The following is a 22763-nucleotide window of genomic DNA, read 5'->3' as shown; positions in this document are numbered from 1 at the left end:
GGTGTAATCGGCGACCCCTCTGCTATCCCTGCCCTTACAGAGGCATTAAAAGATGAAGACCGGCATATCCGCTACGAAGCAGCATATGCCTTAGGTGACATCGGCGACCCCTCTGCTATCCCTGCCCTTACAGAGGCATTAAAAGATGAAGACTGGGCTGTCCGCCATAAAGTAGCAGAGGCCTTAGGTGACATCGGCGACCCCTCTGCTATCCCTGCCCTCATAGAGGCATTAAAAATAGAGGCATTAAAAGATGAAGACTGGGCTGTCCGCCATAAAGCAGCAGAGGCCTTAGGTGTAATCGGCGACCCCTCTGCCGTCCCTGCCCTCATAGAGGCATTAAAAGATGAGGGCCCGGGTGTCCGCTTTGCAGCAGCATATGCCTTATGTAATATCGCCGACCCCTCTGCCGTCCCTGCCCTCATAGAGGCATTAAAAGATGGAGACTGGGATGTCCGCAATGCAGCAGCATATGCCTTAGGTGACATCGGCGACCCTTCTGCTATCCCTGTCCTCATAGAGGCATTAAAAGATGGAGACTGGGATGTCCGCAATGCAGCAGCATATGCCTTAGGTAAGATTAGAAATAGAGAAGTTACCACTGTTACTCCTGCCGCGACCCCAACTCATACGCCTACATCGCATCCTACATCAACGTCTACACCACAGGCAACGCATACTCCTACAGCAGTGCCTACCTCTACGCTAAAGCCAACATCAACATCTACCCTCCAACCCTCTGATACTTCAACTCCAGAGCCGACTACAACTCCACAGTCGACCGCCACATCTACACCAAAGCCAACATCTACTTCAACCTACACCCCAGAGCCAACGGCAACTAATACCCCTAAGCCTACCTCAACCCCCGAACCTACAGCCACCCCGACCCTGACGCCTACCACTGCCCCCACTGCTACGCAGACCCCTGTGCCCTTGGCAGAGATCATCCAGGAAAAGGTGGACAGGTTAAAAGAGGGCGCAGACAGCTTCTTCAGGAGTACCTACACCTTCATCACTACATCAAAGCCCCTACACTATGCAATAGGCATAATAGCAGCATTAATGGTATTACCTTACCTGATAAAACTTCTAAGGTCTGGTTACAAATGGTTCAAACGAACAAAAGACAGAGTCGCAAAGGGTGGGGCGTTTATATCTTCCCTTCCCGGCCTCCTACAGGCAGCAGCGCTAATTACAGGGCATATCCTTATTGGTATTTATCATTTCGCGGCGACTAAATTCTCAGCTTTGTTTTTCGCTTTGAAAAAAATGGTCTCATACTGGTGGAAATGGCATTTTACAGCCGACAGCGAATTACAGGAGCAATATAAAGAATATGCCGATACCTGCCTGGAGAAGGGGAGGTACCGCAAGGCAAAAAGATACTATGCTATGGCAATAAAGGCCAATCCCGATTATGCTGACGCCTATAACAACAGGGCCTATATTTACAGCCTATTAGGCAATTTCAGGAAAGCCGCAGAGGATATTGAAAAGGCATTAAATATACTGCCGGATAACCCCGATTACCACAATAATGCCGGTTTAATATATTTTGGCTCGGGAGAATATCAAAAAGCAGTAGAGCATTACCTGAAGGCAATCTCACTGAATGCTCCTTTCGCCTCGGTGTATAAATCCCTGGGTAATGCCTATTACTATATGGAAGAATTCCAGGAGGCGATTAACGCCTATAACCAGGCCATAGCAAAGCTTGCCCCAGATGACCCTGATGTTTATCTGAACCTCGGGAAGATCCACGAATTAGCAGGAGACCCCAAGGCCGCAGAAGAGGATTTTGCCAAATGGAAGGAATTGCTGGCGCGCAGCCCGGATAGAAAAACCGTCCCCACGATAGCCAAGAGAAGTAAATTCGTCTTGATTTTGGAAACGGCAGCGAGTTTATTTGTATTCTACGGTTTGTATCTACTTTTGAAGGACAATATAGCGTACCTTAGTTATAAAGATATCGCTATTATGATAACCGCGGTCTCCGCGAGTACCGTTTTATGCATATTGGTCGTTAATGCCTGCCTGGCCCTGCTTTATTACTTCATACTTAGGTATTCCGGTAAACCCGTTTCATTTCCCGGCTGGTATTTACTGCGTCGGTCAGGCATAATTTTAATTCTATTCACAGGCCTGTCCGCTTCGGAGTTTTACTATAGCCCTGTTCAGGCATTTATTTTCGGCACGGCTAACAGGCATATTAACTGGGAGCTAAAGGATGGACGGACCGCTCTCTACAAGACCATGACCGATGCCTCGGAAGGCTCATCGCAGTTAAAAAAGAGGGGCTATCCCTATATACCGATATTTATGCGAGCTCTGGAAGCCGATGATTTTAAGATATCGCAGCAGGTTAATCAAGGCGCCCTTACAAGGGCGCTTATTGAGTGCGGGATAACGCCTCCCTTTGACCGCAAGATAGATATGCCCCGGAAAAATAGCGCATACATTGTAGAGGGGGAATTCTCTATGCGCGGCTTGACCATTTATGAGCGGACCGGCAGGGAGAGCAACAGAAAAGTCCTACAGCCGGACTATCTGATTTATAACTCCTTTGACGAGATACCGCCGCTTCTTGTGGATACGGTAAGCTATGCCGAAAATCACAGGTATTGGCTTCAGGAGACCGCATATTATTCAGGAGTAATAGACCCGCGTATTGTTAAGGCGGCTATCTGGTATCTTTCCGGGCAGGGGAGTTTCGGGGCAAGCACCATTCCGGTGCAGTATTACAAAATTCAGTTTTCAAGCGGAGAAAAGACATTTGGCCCCTTTGATAAATTAAGGCAATACGCGGGGTCATGGCTGTTTATTTATAAAAACGGCCTGGATACCATTGACGCACGCCGCGATTTATTCCTGCATTACGCCAATTCGCTATATTTTGGCGATGAAAGAAACAGGGGTCTGATAAACGCGCTCTATACATATTGTGCCATGAACAAGGTTGCCTTGAAGCGCGATTTAACACTTCCGGAGGGTAAACATCAGGATCTAACCATGAAAGCAAGGGCGCTGAAGGCAGCCGCGATTATAAGCGCTTCAATAAACAACCCGTCCAAGCTAAGGAGTTTAGCCCGGGCAAAAGCAGCGGGGAAGGCATCAATATTTGAAGAACCGCTGAATAATAAAGCCAACAGCGTTATTATGCGTATGGAAGAAGACGGACTGATTAGCGGGGAGCTGGCGGATGCCGCTTCAAGGATAGGCCTGTCGGGCTTAATCAGTTTCAATGGCGACAACAGCTATTTTTACCACTTGACGCAGAGAGAGATTGAAACGCGGGATGCCTTGGCATCATGGGCAGGCCTTAGCGCAACGCCTGAAGAGATAAATTCTATGAATGTTTCTGTGCAGGTAACTTATGATGTAGCCTTGGAGGCCAAAATAAGGGCGTTGTTCAGAGGTATACAGCAGAATAATTATGGGAATTATTTTTCCACCACTGCCCATGCCTCTAATGTGGAATGCGGCCTATTTATTCTTGAGAGGGAGGATAATTTTGACCAGGTTATAGTTGATGTTAATACAAGCAGCCTGCGGGATAATTATATGGGAAGAATGATTATGGGCTCTACTTCCAAGCTACGGGTGATTACGGATTACTTGAGGCTGGTGGAGGGGCTGTATAATTTATGGCAAAGCGATGACGCTAAAATTAAAGAATACATAGGTAACCTGGAAGGATTATATGCCGCAAATAATATCTACGGCAACAAAAACCAGAGGGACACCGGAACGTCTCTCTTAAACTGGATTGGCGCCTTTATGGAAGAAAACCCAACGGCTTCTCTGGCTGAAGTCTTAAGAGAGTCTTTAAGGAGAGAATACCCTACAATAGAAACTTCATTCTATACCGGCAGAAGCGAATACGCCCCTAAGAATAATCACCCCGGCTTACCTGCACAGATGAGCATTGAAGAGGCGTTTGTCCAGTCTATAAATCTTGTTTTTGTGCGCGTACTAGAAGATATCCGTGACGTTGAGATAGCCAGGATAATCGGCGAAAATGAAGCAAGGAAGTTCTACGGATTAGAGAAGGCGGCATTTGAGGTCATTAACCGCCGGTGGCGCGAATTAGGTTACGCCGGAAGTTTTGAATTAAACCCCCATTTAAGTACTACGCTGGGGACATCCGGAGATAACAACGCCTCGTTAGCCAAGCTGATGTCGGTGATTAAAAGTAAGGGATGGCTATGCGATACAATAAGGATAGATGGCCTGAGATTTGCGGAAGGCACGCCTTTTGAAGTTGCGCTCCAGAAGGACGGAAGGGGCACAAAGCGCAGGGTGTTGAATGAAGAAATATGCCTCTTGCTGGAAAACTGCCTGCGTTCGGCGGTTGACAGAGGCACGGGCAGAAACGCGCAGTTTATCCGGGATAACATACAGATTGTGGGCGGCAAGACCGGGACCGGCGATAATGAAAAAGACAGGACGGCGTCTTTTACGTTCTACCTCGGAGATAAGGCCGTAGGCTCCTTCTGTTTTTGGGTTAATCAGAACAGCGGCGCCTCTTTGGAAGATTATAGTTTTAGCAGCGCCTTGGCCGCTAAGATCCTTAAAGAAAATATATTTCCATTGTTGGACAACGCCGGGTACATTAACCTTGTTGACAAACAGCCGTATCCTAAGGGTTCTTCCTCAAGCGGCCTGTCCAAGAAAGGCAAGGAGGCCGGCCCGACGAGCATAACCAATTCTCAGCAGAACGGCGCCCCGACCCGCATGGGCATGACCCAGGGCAATATTGAAGAGCAGGCAAAGGGGCTCATACGGATCATGGGAAGCCAGATCGAGCGCATCGAGGCAGAGCGGCTGGCGCGTCAGGCCGGCGCCTCCTCAAGCAGCGCGGCAGGGGACGCGGTAGATATCGTCTTGTCCGGTATGCCCGGGGACTTCCTGGCGGAGGGGCTGATCGTGATCGGAGGTTTGGCAATAGGGTCTTTCGCGCTGAGTTATATCGTGAGGGCGTTATCCTCAAGGATAGAGTCCGCCAGAATGAGAAAGAGGATGTATTTTATCTCCAGCCGGCATGCGCAAGCCGCTCAACAGGATGCTCCGCCGATGATAAGAGCGGAGCTGCTTATTGATGATGGCGCTGAGAGAGGGTTAAAGAGGCAGGCGCTTGGAACATTCCAAACCCCCAACAGGCTTTATGAGATCATTATTGCAAGGCTGGCCAAGTCGCATAGGCCCGGGATCCAATATGTTGTCAATATGTCTATTATAGACAACGGCGAAGAGAAAACTACCAGCGTTTCACTGGATGGGGCTGATGCGATCAGGCTGTTCCTTAACAGGAAGCGAAGCGCAGACGGCCCAACGCTGCCGGATGAGGTATGCGAATATGATATAGATGATCTGGTAGAGGCGCCTTTCAGGCCCGATAACCTTTATGCCGTCATTAAAGACATCATGTCTGACGCAAGAGAGAGAACGGGAAGCTCCAGCCCGGTTGATGAGTTATTGTCGCGGCTTCCCGCGGGCCTTGTCATGGCAGCGGACAGAGTATCGGGCGGGTACGCGAGGGCCGCAGGGATGGATGATCCCGTAACCAGGGTGGTGCTTATATTAACCGGCCTATTAATATTTATTGTCATAGGTGGTTCCATACTTTTAATAATCGCCCACTGTTACGCGCAGTACTTGAAAGAGCTGCGCAGTTTTGCCGGCGAAATAGCCCCGCAGGTTGTCCGGCAGATAGTAGAAGATTATTATAAAGGCCATGCCTTCGTATATACGGACAGAAATGAGGCGCTCAAGTCGATAGCCCAGCTTATATGCGGTAAGTTTCCCGTGACCTTAAAGAATATCCAGCATGGGATCAGCCGCACGAAAATCGTCAAGGCAGCTTTCAGGAAAAGACAGGGGCGTTATGCCATAGGAGAGGATGAGGTAAAATACCTTGCTAAAGCAGTCCCCGCCTGTGCGGTTAAGATCCAGGCGGGCATCTCAACCATGGTATTTGACGCGGAAAGAGCCGATATGGACGGCATGGTTTATTCCGCGGTTTATAAGATGCTTAAAGATAAAGGCATAGGGCAGCTGGCTGAAACCGAAGAGGAATTCCGGAGAGACCTTGATGGTTTCCTGATAAGGTCTTGCCGCACGGTAAGGTTTAGAGGTGAAAGCAAACCGCTCAGCGAGATTTATAGTGTATGGCGCGACGCGGCGATAAGAAATAATCAGCCCTATAAGACAAAAGGGGAGTTTCCCGAAAAACTAGGGCAGAAGATTTTTGACATCCTGGTTAAAACAAAGGCGATACACAGGGAAAATGGCTCAAGTCCGGCGGCGGCTTTTTCTTCGGCACTATTGACGCCTGAATCAAAAGCTTTATTGGACGCGGGTTTTCCTGTAAGCGAAGAGGAGATGGCGATTGCCAGGAGCGTTTTTGTGACGCTGGGTATTCGTGAGGAAGAATTAGAGTGGCAGCCAGCGCGTGGCGGAATATTTGAGTCCGCGGATCTGCCCCTGTCCGGATTAGATCAACACGCAATATTGACTGCCTTTGAACTTACGGAGAAGACCGCGCTTACAGGCACAATGAGGGTGATACGCTATAAAAATATGCCCATATTGCTATGTTTACATCGGGGTAATAAAGACATAGCAACCATTCATTTCTTGGCATATTGCAGTTCGCTGGATATGGCTATGGCTGAAGCTTTAAGAGAAGCGATAGGATTTCTTTTGGCCCCGGAAGAAGAGTTTTATTTTCTGAATAATACCCGCCATGTCTACGCTCTTTTTAGCAACGGAGAATTTGCAGATATTTTAGCGCATAGCACAGACGTTGTGGGTTATTTTTCCGATTTTAGAGAAATCAGAATAACAGAATTATCCGCCATTCCAATATTGCCCGGAGTTTTTCATGGTATGCATTGCTCAAGTGTTATGAGCGCAAAAGCCGCTGATAAATACGCAAAGCCGGGAATGAGAGTTTTAATTGTCGGGACAGGGAAAGGTTTAGAGGCGCTTATAGCCGCCACTAAAGGCGCTCTGGTTACGGCTGTAGATTTATTAGAAATGGCGGTACAAAATACGTTACTGACCTGTTCCTTGAGGGGTAATGGCCTTCAGGTTGAGGCTTTTGTCAATGACTTATTTAACGGCTTAGGTGAGTATGGTCTGATTATCTTTAATGCGCCGCAGTTGTCACATGAAACCGAGCCAGAGGCGGTGGCTCATTCAGAGAGGAGCGTGTTTGATTATGGCGGCAGATTATTAAATAGGGTCGCGGATGAAATAGCGCCTCATATTGCCCCGGGCGGGAAAGCCGTAATTATTAATATAGCGGCAGGCTCGGAAGAGATTGAAATGTTATTCAGGACAAAAACCGGTTGCGATGTCAGTTCTGTAGATTTCTTTGGGAAAGAACATTCTTCCAAAGCTTATATTATTTCTAAAGAAGAGAGAAATATTTCATCCGCCAAAAGTTCCTCTCCGGAGCAAAAGAAGGCCAGCTTTAGGTTGAAGGGCGGCATGTGGCCGGTGATGCTGCCGGTTTACTACTGGGCAAAGCGCTATTTCGGCCGCTTCTGGGGGTTTGTCTTTGCCCCCGCGTTTGTAGAATCAGTCGGCTGGGTCGCGGGTTGCACTTTGGGGGTGAGTTATCCTATATACCATTGGATGGGTTGTTCTTTGTGTTTCGGCCCTATGGTGTGGGGTTGGCTGCTGCTGTTTGTCCTGCCGATGTGGCATCTCAATCATTTGAGCCGTATTGATCTTATGCAAGGCAATTGGAACAAGGCATTTACGGATGACAAGATAGCGATCAGTATATCCAGCGCGATATTATTGGCCGCCTTAAATTACTTTAACCCTTCCGGGATGTTGTTCGTGGTATTGTTCTCGTTGGCGGCATTCCTGCCTCACCTGGCGGTCAACTGGTATATTATGCCGAAGGGCAGATACGAACTTGATGATCATTCCGCCATGTTCAAGATCACGCTTCAGCAGACAATGGGCGATGCTGTTTTTGGCGGGCTTATATTTGACGTAGGCACAGGCAACGGAGATTTATTACGCGGGCTCAAAAACACATTTCCCGCGGCGCGCCGCCTCGGTTTTGAATTGCCTAGTCCTACTTGGGGCACCAACCCCGTTTCCTGGGCCGGATTAGAAGTAATAACCCGGCGTGATGACGAAACATACCCCAAGAGCGGAACCGTAGATATATTAAGCGAGTCATTCTGCGATATTGCGGCAGGTGAAGGGGGAGAGCTGTTCAATGACAGGAGAAAACACCTCAATGATTATGACGAACTGGTTAAGCCGGGTGGGTACTTTCTCTTTTCTCATAACGACTCCTGGTCGTTCCCTGGAGGCATTCCCGCGCAGTTCTTCACGGACTGGCTTGAGTATAAAGGGTATCCTTACAGGATATATTGGAAGGATGCGTTCCCTCTGGATTATCCTGCTACAGAATGGAGGAGGCGGTATGAGGCGCATGAGGGGAGCCGGCCGTACCTTATCGTGGCAAGAAAGATAAATATGGAAGGGTTCTCCTCCAGTCCGGCCCTGCCTGGAGGCGCACTATTGACAGCTATTGTCCCTGACGGCTTCAATCCAAGGCATTACGATACTTTACAGGAGTTGGTTTTAGCCATTAACAATATCAACAGAGAGGAAGGCAGGAAGTTAAGGGCGGTTCTGGAATCGGTATTTTTTGTAGTTGCGGCAGAGTTTCCGGAAATAGCCATTAAACAGGCGGGTAGCCCCGAGGTCGCCTATACCATTGATCCAGCCGGTGAGGCATCTTTTATCTATCTGAACCCTTCTTTCTTTGAACTTCCCGCGGAGAAACAGATAGGGGCACTGCGCCATGTGTTCACACAAATTGCGCCGGCCGGTAAAGGCGCATCTTCCTCCGCAGGGTTTTTATTTGCGGTAAAAACGAAAGCGCTTACAGGATTTATAATTACAGGGCTTGCTGCGGCGCTGGTTTACCTCTCCGTGGCTGGTGGGGAACCATATGTTTTAGCCGCAGCAGGCCCTTTATTTATGGGCTTGACTGGTTCCAGGCATTCGGCATTACCGCTTATGGGGGGTTATTTTGCTTCCTTTCCCGCGACCGGGCCGCCAGCCGCATCTTCGTCTGTTAGTATCCATTCTTCGTCCGGCCCTGCCAAAACAATATTGCTCATCGCCTCTTTACCTATTATTATCGGTTTCTACCTGATCGTAAAAACGGCGGTTTCGCTCCTTTGCGGGACATTCGTCTTCCATGCCGTATTACTTTCCATACCTTGGTTTACTGCAGGAGCTGCCCTAGTTATTGCAGGAGAGAGATTCCTTCGCCAGCCGCGGCCAGTCCTGACATATAGTTTCATAGCAGTAGTTTCCGCCTTTATCGTTCTCACGTTCTCCGTTATTCAATGCCTGCCCAATCCCTGCCTGAACCTGTGGTTTATAACCGCGATACCCAGCAGCACCACATTGCGCGGCTTCCTGAGCTTGAGCATGTTCATACCTGTTGGGGCCTTCCTGGGGCAGTATCTTGAGCGCAGGAGGGCAGGGGATTTATCAGAGCCGTATAACCTCCGCAAGATCCTGGCGATGCTTGCCCTGGCCGCCTGTGTTTTCAGCTGGCTTTGGCCGTGGAGCTATACACTATGGAGCCCTCTTGATGAAAAGATCCGCGGCATTGCCGACCAGATGTCAACGGCCGCGATCTCTTTGTTTATCACGTTCTTCTACTATGCCTCTATGGAAAGGCGGCTTCTACGCCGCGACGACCTTGCCACTATGCGCGCCGTAGCTATCATCTCTTTCCTGATATTCGCGCCTTTCCTGGGATGGTTGTTCTGGTATTTCCCCGGGCCAGAATTTGAATCCCTGCGTATTATCCTGGTAGGCCTTACCCAGCCGCCGTTCTCCATACTGATGTTCTTCGTCATGGAAAAAAACAGGCATTGCCCCGGGGTGTCCAGGATGCGCCCCTGGGCCGGGCCGTGTTTTATTGCCGCCTTCGCCCATAACATACTCTATCTTCCCTGGTATCCCACCGCAGCGGCGACATGGCTGGGTTTTGCCATCTATGCCCCCGCCCTTTTCCTCGGCTTCAGGAGGGCGAAGGCGGCAGAGGAGGAGGCCTCTTTGGATTCGGCCAGTTCTCCCGCAGGTAACGGCAATGGCGCTAAACCAACACACCCTGCCTGGCGGAAAGAGCGGTTTGACCAATATACAACCGTTTTGGAGACCCAGGGATTTCGTTGCAGGAATAGTGAGGATTTCCCGGCAATAACGGCTCCTTACAGCCATAACATAGTTGAACTCTGGAAGATAAAGAGTTACGAGGTGGATAGGATATCGGTTTTTGTGGAGTTGTTCTGGAACGGGGTGTATTTGGGCCATGCCGGAACTATCGATATTGCAGGAGGCGCGGTTCACATACACGGCTGTTTCTTCCGTGTCCATGCCAAGGGGATGAGGATCGGAAAGGAGCTGGCGGTCAGGATATATCTCAGGGCTATGCAGATCGCCGCGTTGGCCGGATTACCTCCGATAAGGGAATTGCGCGCGTACTATACGTTGAGTAGCGAGGAACAGGAATATATGCCGGTTGAGAAAGAAAAGGAGATCGACAGGCAGTTCAGGGAATTATTCGGCAGTATTGGCCTTACGCCATGCGATTCCTGGCAGGCATCGGGCAGCCGTCAGAGGGGATTCTATTCACACCAATACGGAAATATGCGCATATCCGCAGACAGGTTCCCGGTATTGGCGGCGGGCAACGCCATGAACTGGTTTTACGAGCAGAGGATCAGCGCTGTACATGGGCGGGATTTCTGGAATAGGGTTAAACCGGATATTGACTGGGAATTGGCCTGGGCGATTAAGCGCCTTAACGACAGAATCACGATCAGGCAGATTGCCGATCAACTCAGGGAGCGGGGCAAATGTATAGATGAGCATAGTATCAACGGCATCTTGTCCGGGTCAGCCGGGTTGTTCGGGATCGGAAACGGCGTTGTTTCCCGTGTACCCGAGGAGGCGGCGGCGCGGGCAAAGTGTGACTATGGGCCTGAATGGTCGGAGATAATGCCGGGAGGATGCATTCTGACTCCGGACAGCATCCCGGACGGCTTTGATAAAGGCAGATATGATACCCTGCAGTCGCGGGTTTACGAGATCAATAAGATAAGCCTTGTAACCGACCTCATGGACTCGCTGTTTTTTGTAGTAACGGCGAGCTTTCCCGCGACAGCTGTTGCGGATGGCGACAACCCGGTTGCCGCATTCACCATTGATGAGACCGGCCTGTGCTTCGTCTATCTCCATCCTTATTTCTTCGAGCTTCATGAGGCAAAGCAGGCGGATATTCTGAGCCGTATTTTCACGCGTCTCAGGGCCGCCGGTGGTCAAACAGATGGACGCGGCTACGGCGCAGCTTCCTCAGGCGCTGCCGGCAAAAAGGCATCCCGCTCCGCAGGGTTTTTATTTGCGGTAAAAACGAAAGCACTTACAGGATTTATAATTACAGGGCTTGCTGCGGCACTGGTTTACCTCTCCGTGGCTGGTGGGGAACCATATGTTTTAGCCGCAGCAGGCCTGTTCTTTTATTTGATCAGTCAGCATTTCAAAGCCAAATTTCCATCATACAGCAGTAAGGATGCCGGCTTTAGTTTGATCGAACTACTGGTGGCCGTCGCGATAATCCTTGTCGTGGCGACCTTTGCCATGAGGTCTTATCAGGGGCATATCAATTGGGCGCAGACAGTCGCCGCTTTCAAAGATGCCCGGACAGATTACGACTATTACAAGTTTGAGCTTGTGGATGCGAATCCCCGTGAACACAGGGGAGAGGAGTATATGGAGACATCTCCTAAAGTCGGCGGCGGAGCCCGCTACCGCAGGGTGATTGACAGGGGGGCGCCTTCGAATCCGCTGGTCCTGGTATGCGCCGCCAAACCGCTTAATGAAGAAGCAGGTAAATACACCCTTATTCAATACGGAGATAAAATTGACTGGGAAAAGGAAGATGCTTTGGGTATTGGGGGCTACCCCTTATCTCGGGGCGCAGGGCTTATGATCGCGGACATAGACAAACGTAGTCCACACTGGGATATCGGTCTGTTGGTCTGGTTAGGCGACTATCAGGATCCCGCTGTCATAGCCGAGGCAGGGCTGGCCTTCAGGGAGTTGGATATCAGGGGCATGATCGCAGGGCTAAAGGCGCGGCACGGCCAGGACGAGGGCCGGGTAATTGAAGGACTGAGAGAGGAGATCAGAAAAGCCCTTCCGTCCGCGGCGGAAAATATTGAGGTAAAGAACAGATTTATTAAGAGCATTGCTCCCGTGGCAGAAGAGATTGATTGGAACAGATATGCGCGTTACGTCGTATCGGTGCTTATCCTGGCAGGCGGGATCATACTGGTTTTCAGGAGAAAGGCGCCCGCCTTGACCGATATTACTCAGCGAGTCAAGTTATTAGAGGCGGCAGTCAAGAAGGTATCAGGGGATGACTTAATAAAGACGGGAGATAATCCATCTATTCTGTATCAGGGCATTATTGACGGCAGCGCGATTAAGATCTTACTCGGGCGGCGAAATCCTTCGGGCAGCTTTGAATTTATCCTGCGTCTTGCAAGAGAGCTTTCCGCCAGGTTAGAAGGCGACATTGGGCAGGATGTATTTTTTGAGCTCAAGACGCTTCTCAGGAGGGCATTTATTTATGGGAATAAATTAGAGTCCGGAGCGCCGGTATATTTATATATCAGGCGCGGCAGCGATGGTAAGATAGCGGAAATCCGCGTATTTGACCTGCTTTACGAAAAGATAGTTGATAGTATTACCAAATATGACCTTAAAGTGGAGCCGGAAATCGAGATCTCCGCGATAGATAGAGAAAAAATCGGGACATTATGGAGGTATTCCTCTAAAGTTATCGCGCGCCAGACCTTGCAAGGCAGGCAGGTGATAGGCAGGCAGGTAACCATTAAGAGGCGAAAGGGCGCCTCTGAAAGCAGCAGCCCGCTCAACCAGCCGCCGGGCGGCGAGCCGTCAGACCAGGAGTTTATGGCGGCGGCGATATTGACGTTGATATGCAATAAGATCGAAGGAGGCAGGACGCGTTTTAGTTTTGAGGAGATATGCTCTTTATGCAGGCTTAAGAATGAGAAGGACAGGGCGTTGCTTTGGATAATTTTGGATACCTTGTCTAATCCGGAGAAGTTAGACGGGATGGCGTTTTTCACCCATACAGGCACGCACCCCGAAGATTCAAGCTATACCTCCGTAGCCAGGAATCTTAAGCACTGGGATGACAACAGGCAGGACCTGGTTAGGCGATTAGCCAAGGTCATTTCTGCGGTGCAGGATCAGTTGTCTGCTTTATCTGCTGCCAAGCAAGGGCCGGCCGGCAGCGGCAAGGGCGGAGAGAGTTTAACCATAACGGAATTCCTGGAGCGCGTTAATAGAGGCAGATTGTTTCAAAATCAGAACTTAATACCTGTGATAATTGACGGGAAGGCAACAAAGACAGTGCGCTCTGTCCTGCTTGGCAAATTAGAGATAGTCAAACATGATAAGGCGATACGAATTGTAGTGTCAAAGGATGGCATCTGTATTACGAGGGCTGATGATACAGGAAGTAAGGGCAGTTCCGCCGGCAGCGCCTCTGGCCCGGCGCAGGAAGCACCCATGCCCTTATATAGCGCGGCCCAGAATACATCTTTTCCTGGATTGATTTTCTGGGGAATCATATCCATAGGGCTGTCATTTTCAGGGATATTTATCATTACAGGCCTTCCGGCGGTATTTGAACCGATAGGCGTGTTTGTTTCGTTGGCGGGATCCTTTGGAGCGGTTGTTTATTTTGCGTTGGCAGCAGGGTCATTTATCATACTTTTCTTCACAGACGTAAAAAACAGGAGAGATTACAAGCTATGCTCATTTATTGAACAGGAGATCGGCATGGCAAAGGATTCCGACTTGTTGACAATAATACACAGTATTAATGCGGGAAGAAGATTCAGATACATAGTATATGAGGATTCATTTGGGAGGGGCAGGTTTAGGATTGCCAGGGTTGACCCTGACAGGAGAGTCCTGTTCCTTAATAAGCGCCTGGTGGTTGAGTCCAATTTCCTCATATCCTGGATACAGAGGTTAGCGCTGCCGATCATCCTGGCCGCGGAAGCGATACACATAAGCCGGATGCAGGGGGCATCGCGCCTGTTTAATGAGCTGCCGTCGTACCTCTATATGGCGCCCTACACCGCGTATTTCTTAGCGAAGAATATATTCTTTGTTTTCTTAGAAGGCGTTTATCGCATAAATCGCCTTATAAAGAAATATATAAAGAGAGATAAAGAGGCCGTTATTGAAGATATCATTGAGGGTGTAATACGGCTATATGAGACCAGGCATGAATCCGGTGTATTCAGAAGGCATGTTGCCGGGTATGGGCTGGACCCTGATCAGTTAAGCTGGAGATTTAAAAAGGAGATCGTGGAGGCGGTATACGAGCGGATCAAAAATGTAAGATTGCAGCAATGGGGTGATACCGGAAGATTGATGATCGCCTATTCCGACAAAGGGCTGTATTTCGTAATAAAGATGCTCCTACCCGTCGTGCCGTTTGATGATCCTCAATTTGACAAAGAGGCATACCTGCGGGATTACGAGAATAATTTTAACGGGCTGGTCGAGCCCGGATTAAGGATAGAGGAAAGCAGCCTGGACAGCCTCTTCGCTTCAACCCTGACCGTAGAAGATTTCAAATTCACGCTGCCTGACGGGGAAATCATGGTATTGCCCAAAATAATACTTCAGGAAAAAATACTTTATCTGGGGCCTTATCTTACGATCCTTATGGCGGAAGGGGCGGCGGAGGCCATTCAGATATACGGCAGGCGCGCGGATAAATTATCAAATGAAGAACGGGACAGCCTTCCGTCGTATCAGAGGGCATATGAAGCGATACGCGATTTTAGAGGGCTTCAGATAAATATGTGGGAACTGGGGGTCTGGGACGGCGATGAGCGGGTTATGATCATGAATTACGGCGTGCCGGTGACGGGAGGCGCGGAGGGCATTGACCCCCTGAGGAGGGTAAAGGGGTTTGATGTTGACCAGATCTTTGATGAAGGGGCGATCACTCCAGAGCATGATTATCAGTGGATCGCCGGTAATTATAACAGAAGGGTTATACGGGATTTAGGGCTGATCGAACCGTACCTCACTAATTATTTTGAGCGGTTTACGGCGGAGGAATTCGGCAGAAATTTCGGCAGGCATAAAGAACGAAGGCACGAAATCGACCATATTGTTTGCGATATAGCCAGGGAAAAGATCCGGAGTTATTTACGGGAGATATTTTATGGCAGGGCCGGCAGGCCGGACAAAATGGATCATCCGCGATCATCCAGCAGTTCGTCGCACAGGAGCGGCCTGCCGCTATCAACTGATAAGGTAATAGGTGACATTCAGGAAGCGCAGAGGCGGGTAAGGGACAGTTTGGGCTTAGATCGCGGAATTTCAATTATTCTCTACGGAAGCTTCGCGGAAGGGCGCCAAAAAGTAAAAGACGATCTTGATATAGCCATTTTATACGAGAACGGCAGTTTGCTGGCCTGCAGACAAATGGACGCGGTTATTGATAGCGTCTGCGCCAATTTAAGAGAGAAAGGATATATAATTCCTTATGCCCACGACCTTATTGCCACGGCGCAAGATTTTATAGATAACCGCAGGACAGGCGTGCTTGCCGCAGTAAAGAATATAATCATTATTACCGAAAACCAATATGAATTGATAGGTATTGAGAAGATTGTCAGCGCGCTCTATCTTAGTGATGTAGGAGGCCTGAAATCGGAGGCTGATTTTCCGGAATTAGTATTGTCACGCAGATATCCGTTTAACGATTTGACTGATACCGAATACCGGTTGTTTATTGGCGCATTAAAGATGATGGGCATTGTATCATCTTCTTCGCCGCTTGGCGCGGAACAGGGGGGGCGCGCTATGGATGGCCTGCACCCTGCCGTATTGAAAGTGATCGAGCGGGGCACTGGAGAGTGGCTGCCGCCGGAATTATATGCATATTTGAGAAATACTTATAACGGAGGCCGTCAGATACAGGAAGTTATGATCGCCCGCAGAAGATTTGACGACGTCAAACGCCTTATAATCTCGCTTTCCGAAGATTTGCTTAAGGCGAGGAAGGCCGGCCTGTTTGATATTGTTTTTCTGAAGGTCGTGCATGTTCTCCATGAAGAAACAGACGTCCTTATTGTCGCGGATATGCTTACTAACATTATCCAGCAGCGCGAGCGCATTGAAAAGGCGCTTTATCTGGATAGCGAGGTATTGGAAATTGACTGTAGATTCTGCGTGAAACGAGGATTCATTAACAATGGCGGCAGGGTTTACCGGAATGCCCGCTCGCTCGGGAGCGAATTAAGGGATAAGGGTTACGGCAAGGGGCTGATAGAGCGTGAAATCCGGTTTTGGATAGAGATAGGCATGCGCGGCTGGCAGACCGGCGCGGCCGTGGTGGATTTTACCGCTTTACGTTATGAGTTGATGTATTACGCGTGGCCGCGTACCAGGCGGGTAATAGCGCGCAAGGGCGCGCCGGCCACCCTTAATAAGCTTGGGCTGCTGGACGAACATATATATGATTCAGTGGGATGTGAAAGGCGCGTAAGGCAGCTGGCAAATGAAGCGGGTATGGATGCCGGGTTATGGCTTCTGGACACGCTTTTCGCGTATGGCGCTGCCGTGGTGCCGGGTTACAACAGCAAGAGCCCCGAAGACAGGATTAAGGCCCTGCAATACGCGGCTGAATGTTTTAACGGCTCCTTCATAGTAGATATGGAAGCAAGGGTACCGGAAACCATCCCTGCCGACACCAGGAGCGATAAGGGCTGGGGCATGGGCGCCTCCAGCAGCTCGGTGTCCTGCTGCGGCACGGTAGCGCGCGCAAGTACAGGCAAGCGTGTTATGTTTGAGAGGGAGTTGTCCCCGGGGAAGTTCGCCCCTTGCGCGGCTGATGCGGCATCGTTTTCCGGGGAAGAACAGACGGCAATGGCGCAGCGTTTGCACGCGCTTCTGGACGGCATACTTATGCACGCCCCGCCCCGATACAAATATGTAAATGCTTATCTTGTGCCCGAGGCAGGGCAGGAGGCATTTACGTTAAATGTGAATGAAGACGGAGACACATTGCTTATCAGTATTCATCAACTGCTGATCGAGCGCCTTTCTGATACATCGGATACCGCCTATCTTGCCGACTTCAACCGTCGCCTCACCACTCAGCTAAAATACCTCAATACATTAGATCATGACGCTGCCTGCGCCAAGGCGCGCAGCGACAGCCATGCCTATTTTGCCGCGCACACGGAGGAGCTGTTCGTCTACGTCCAATCCTGCCGCCGCCTCGGCCTCGGCTTCCAGGATGACTTTTCCCGCGCGCTGCTTTCGTTCTACCAGCTCACCCTGAACAGCCATCAGCCGGGTATGCGTTGGTCGCGCCTGCATTATTTTGCCACCTACCTGGCCATATTGCTCATGATGCTTTCTCCGGAAATGGCAGGGACGCGCTATAACTACAGCATTTCTTACACGCTTTCAAAAGAGCTGGTTAAATACGCGCAGTCGCTTAGCGGCGTTATGGGCAGAAGATGGTTCAGGTGGCTCTATCTGCTCTACGTGTTGGCAGGATGGCTGGGGCTTTCGCGGCTGGTCTGGAGGTTCTTCTATTTCATGATCAAGGATAAGGTCGCTGCCCTGGTTAAGGAAGACGCTTTAGACAGAGACATAGGACTGTTTCTCAAGCCATATACGCTTTGGGACAGCGAAGACATCAAATACGCCCAGGCCAGGGCGAGAGAGCTGCCGGCGCAATATCAGAAGACCTGGGCAGTATTCGCTGAGCTGTGGAAAGAACAGTGGCAGGAAGGCGGATTTTTCAGGCAGGATCTCTCTAAAGCCGCAAAAAGAAATATCCTTATATGGGCGCAGATAGCGAAGGCATTGCTTTTGGGGCAGAACCTGGCGCATTTCAACCGCCCGACATTTGCAGGAGCGGGGCCCACGGTCCTGGCAGGTATTCCGGTAAAGGGCAGAAAGCAGGCATATTTCTCCGGAGATAAGAGATCCTTGTTCTCGCGGGCCGGATATTTTGAACGCAGGGTTGATTTCCGCGAGTTCCTGGATACAACCGACCTGATAGCGCTCGCCTCAGACGATATGGCCTTATGCCGGATGGTATATGAAATGACAAAGGCGATGAGCATCTTTCCTAATACGGTGGCGCTGCTTTGTGAAAGAGGCCAGATCGATTTCAGCGTAACCCCGCACATCATATTCGCTGCCATTGCCGACCAGGCCAGGGCATCAAGGGAGGCAGGGCTGAATCCTTTTTATACCTATGATTTAAAGCGGCCGCAGGACGTGCGCAGCCAGATCATTCTCGCCCGCGAGCATTGCCGGCAGGTCTACGGCCAGGAGATGATATGGATATGGAACGCCGAAGGCAATATGGATACGCGATCAGCCGAGCTCCTTGTTGAGCAGGGTATACGTCTGGTTTATGTGGGCAAGGACCATTTCTATAAGATAATAGCCGCCAACGGCATGTGTGCTGACCGGGCAACGCCCCTTGTTTATGAAACCGCCCATGGCGGCCTCATCCTTTGTCCATACTCTTTTGACAGGTTCGTGGATTTTGAAGGCGGGGCCTTACGCCGAGTAAATGATTGGACTGATTACAGGGATTTACCTCGGCAGCCAAGCGACAGCAAAGAGGCCTCTAAGATGGCAGCCCATGTCGCCGGCTGGGCCAGGGCCGCGTCCCCCGACAGGGTCTTCGTATTTACTTCGGAATTTACCGATTCAGAAAATCTGGTGCCCAATTATCTGGAAGGGGCGATGATCTGGAGCGAAAAGCTGGCCGCGGTCAGCAGAAGCGCGGCAGCCAGCTTTATGACCGCGGGAGATATGATCGATTTCATAAGCCGGATGGAGGCAGGCGGGGTGGGATGCCTGCCGCGGCTAAGCCATATTCCTTTCGGCACCTGGCACGACAACGCCGATGCCTCGGCCTGGATAGGCGGCTACTGCGAGCAGTATGTGCTTTACAGCGTCCTGGATCATGTGATCAACGCCCTTGAGAAGGCAGGCCTGCCGTATTTCAGAGCTGCGGGCTCAAACAGCGCCACCGATGCGGTATGGATGCTGGTCTTTGACGCGGAGGTGAGTTGTTACGCCTGGCATTTTCAGCGCAACCCCTTTGCCGTGACCAATCCCAAAGAATATACCTATTATTTCCTGAGGATTTTAGGCTGCGCCGTTGAGCTTGCCTGGAAGCTGGGTTTACGCGTTGTGCCTCCGGTTGTAGTGGATGAAGAACTTGAAGCGATACCATTGTTGAGCATGGAGGTTTTAGGGGAGAGGATTTCTTATGAGCTGTCTGTTGTTGGCGCGCGGGCTCAGGAAGGAGTCAACATAGGCGCCAGAGAGGCGGTTGGGAAAACCGGGATCCAGCCGCTGTTCCGCATGAGCGACATATGGAACGAGCTTCTCTATTATCTGGCCGCAGGTAAAGAAGCGGAACTGAATATGTTGAACAAACGGTTTGGGAGATTGTTCTCCGGCGGCGTGCCGGTAGAAGTAGTTGTGGGCGCGAAGCCAGGGGTAAGGTTTAAGATTGGCGGTAAGAGTGTTGCCGTAAATAATTTGTTGAATGAGGTTAGCCGCATGATTAATGTGGAGCGGGCGCAGTTAAATGAACTTAAAGGCCTCATTACTGCTTTGGCGCAGCGGCTCTGCCGCGTTCCCCAGCGTAAAGGCAGATATATGGTTTTTGCCGTGATCCGGAATTCTTATCCCCAAGGCAGTTTTCTGAAGATCGCCTGCCGCGATTTTGATAATGATGTAGAAGGTATTAACGCAGATTGGCAATCCGGCCATGATGAGGTCGTTAAGGTACAAGGGCCGGATCTGGGGCCGCGCCCAATACTCGGACTGCGTTTTATGAGGGGGTCTTTCCCTGCCGCTGCCATAACGGGTGCTCCTGTTGAAGTGTCTAAGGCTGTTGAACCGTCGTCATTGCGTAACATCCGCCTTTTGGCAACGGGTATTCTTGAGCGATGTAAGCAAGAAGGATTAATGGCGCAGTTCAGCGTGGCTTCGGTTGCGCCGGCTGAGGGGACGCTTAAAGGAAGGAAGCGTGTCTGGGACGCCTCTGCCGATGATTATTCTAAGCCGACATACTGGTATGAGCATCAGGCAGGAGAAGGCGACGGGGTAGAGATCGATTTCATGGTCCAGTTGCCGCAGGGCGGCACCTCCAGCAGCCCGGGAGGATCGATCAGCGTTGGCGAATATACTTATGAGTTTAAGCTTAACCCTGAAGATGGCAGGCGGCTGGCGGTCATCACAGCGCGAGACAGCCGCGGCGAAGAAGCCGGCCGCGCATTGTTTAATATTTCCGGGAAGCCGGACAGGTTTAATTATCCCGACGGCCGCAGTGAAAGCTTTGCTTATGACCGTAATGGGGCGCTGCTATATCGTTTCTTCCAGGCAGCGCGGGGAGGAGAATGGAATGTCCTGCCGGTCGGGCTTCTAAGGGGTTTTTCCGGTGACGCGGGTTTTATGGTGCGGTTTAACGCCTATAATCTTGTCCCTTTGATGAGCTACCTGTTCCTGGAAAGATATCCGCTGGATGAAGTATTGCGATGGCTTGATTCCGCAGAGATCGCCTGCTTTGCGGGGGTATTGAGCGATTTTGAAGCGTATAAGCGGAAAGAAGGGATTTCCCTGCCGCGCACAGGCGACTGCTTCAGGGCGGGGCTTATGGCCCTTGGCCGGTTTGCCGGCCGCGGATTGAGCGGCGGAATGTTCTTAACCGCGGGTGGGGTCAAAGGCGATACCTATAACCATGCGTATAATTATGCTGAACTTAACGGCAGGAGGGTATTCATCGACCTGACCATTGAGCAGGGTTACAGGGACTGCTTCTTGGAGGACAGCGGCGGCTTAGGCATAGTCCTTGTTCCCGAAGAAATGCTTGGCGGCATGCCTTTAAGCGCCGGCGCCTCTTACCTTATGGAATTTCAAAGAGGCATACGCGAAGAGGTATTCTATGAAGGTATAAATACAGGTGTGCGCGTATACGCCCCGGGAGATAACTTAGTGGGTACGGCAACCGGCCTTATGGGGCTCGCGCGAGATGACATATACATAGATTATTTTTCCAGCAGGTCTCATGTTGTTTGCAGGGAGTGGGGTTTGCTTGGAGGAACCAAGGTGCAGTTTTGTGCGCAGATCTTCCCCGGCAGCGGCAGGCACAGTATTTTTATCAGCAGTAACGATGATCGCCGGCCCCCGGTGTATTATGTTGACGTCACGAGATTCAATATGTTTGGCAGCGAAAATAGAGCTGTTATCATTGAGGTAGTTTCAAAACAGGGGAAGAACAGGGTTGTGTGCGGACCGGACGGCAGCGTAGAGGCCGTCCGGTGGCTGTATAACTCCCAGGATGAGCAGCAAACCTCCAGCAGCCCGGTAGTACAGATAATTTTATCGCTTTCCGCCGCGGTCATCGTGATCTATCTGATGAAATTGCGTGAGAACAGAAGGCTCCGCGATATGAGCGGCAGTGTGCGCTCCGGATTATTGCAGAGAGAGCTGGTTGCGATGACCTCAGACAGCGGCTATGGCATATGCAAACCGATAATTACGCCGGCCCTTAAGTCGGAGATAGAGGCGATCCAGAAAGGGCATAAAGGGGTTCCTTTCAATGTCGCGCTGCTGATTATCATCGGCGAGTATGGCAGCGGCGTATTGGATGATCTTATTGAAAGCAAGGCCAGGGCGAAGGCGTTCGCGCACCGGAATAAGGTGACCTTGGGCGATGCCATGGTCGCGCTTATAAGGTCAGGCATGGATTTTAACTCGGCAGCGGGCTTGATCGAGGAGTCAAAGCAGGAAGCGGTCAAGACGGCAAGGAAGCTTAAGGTCAGATATGAGGATGTCCTGCCTAACATATTGATGGGGTATGATATCAGGACCTGCTGGACCAAAGAAGCCAGGAAGCGCAAGAGCAATAAGGATATGGAATATGCCTTAAGCAACGGCGACAAATCGCGCGCCGCCCTGATCGCTTCCATAGAGAGGAAACGCGTGGCTCTCAAGAGGATAGATGGAGATGCTTTGGCGGAGTTTAAATCCAAGATCATGGAGTTATACAGGAAATATGGCGGGCCAAAGGTACCCAGGCCTACGGAGGATATATTAGAGGGGCTGGCGGTAAGGATGGCAAAGGGAGAGAATGTTGCCGCGGATATTATAAAATTGATAAAGATATACCGCCAGAAAAGAAAGCAGATGGATATCGCCGGTAAGGGGCGCAGGAGGAAAACTGACAAGGCCGCCTCCAGCAGCGCGGGTGAGGGGCAGAACGACAGCCAGGCAGATTCCTTCGCGGAACTGTTAAGAGAGCATTTTGCCTCTCGCGGCATTGTGGATTTTGCCGACATCGCATCCGGCCCGAAAGGCGAGTTTGGAGATAATCTGACAGCATTGCTCAATCGGGTTGGAATACGGGCGGGCGAAGGCAGCGTCAACGTTGACAGGAATTGCGACCGACAGGCATTGGCCGCAGGCAGGGTCCGGCATATCGATCTCGCCGATAAAGAAAGCTTGCCGAATGCCGGGTTGATCGAAGCATCAAAAGACCTGGTCTCTATTAATTGCCCTGCCAGCTTTACATTTATTAATATAGGCCTTGATAT

1 protein-coding gene (cut by both window edges) is annotated in these 22763 nt (G+C 50.6%); it reads left to right on the top strand.

The whole window is internal to a HEAT repeat domain-containing protein gene (locus tag PHR44_08075; protein MDD4910613.1) on the top strand: the coding sequence, 68022 nt in all, runs 25554 nt past the left edge and 19705 nt past the right edge, and what appears here is coding positions 25555-48317 (codon 8519, complete, through codon 16106, partial); the first codon wholly inside the window starts at window position 1. Both the start codon and the stop codon lie outside the window.

It is taken from the genome of Candidatus Omnitrophota bacterium (assembly GCA_028707125.1).
Lineage (GTDB): Bacteria > Omnitrophota > Gorgyraeia > Gygaellales > JAQTUX01 > JAQTUX01.
The sequence above is the reverse complement of the archived record's forward strand: the minus strand, read 5'-3'. Positions and strand labels throughout refer to the sequence as shown.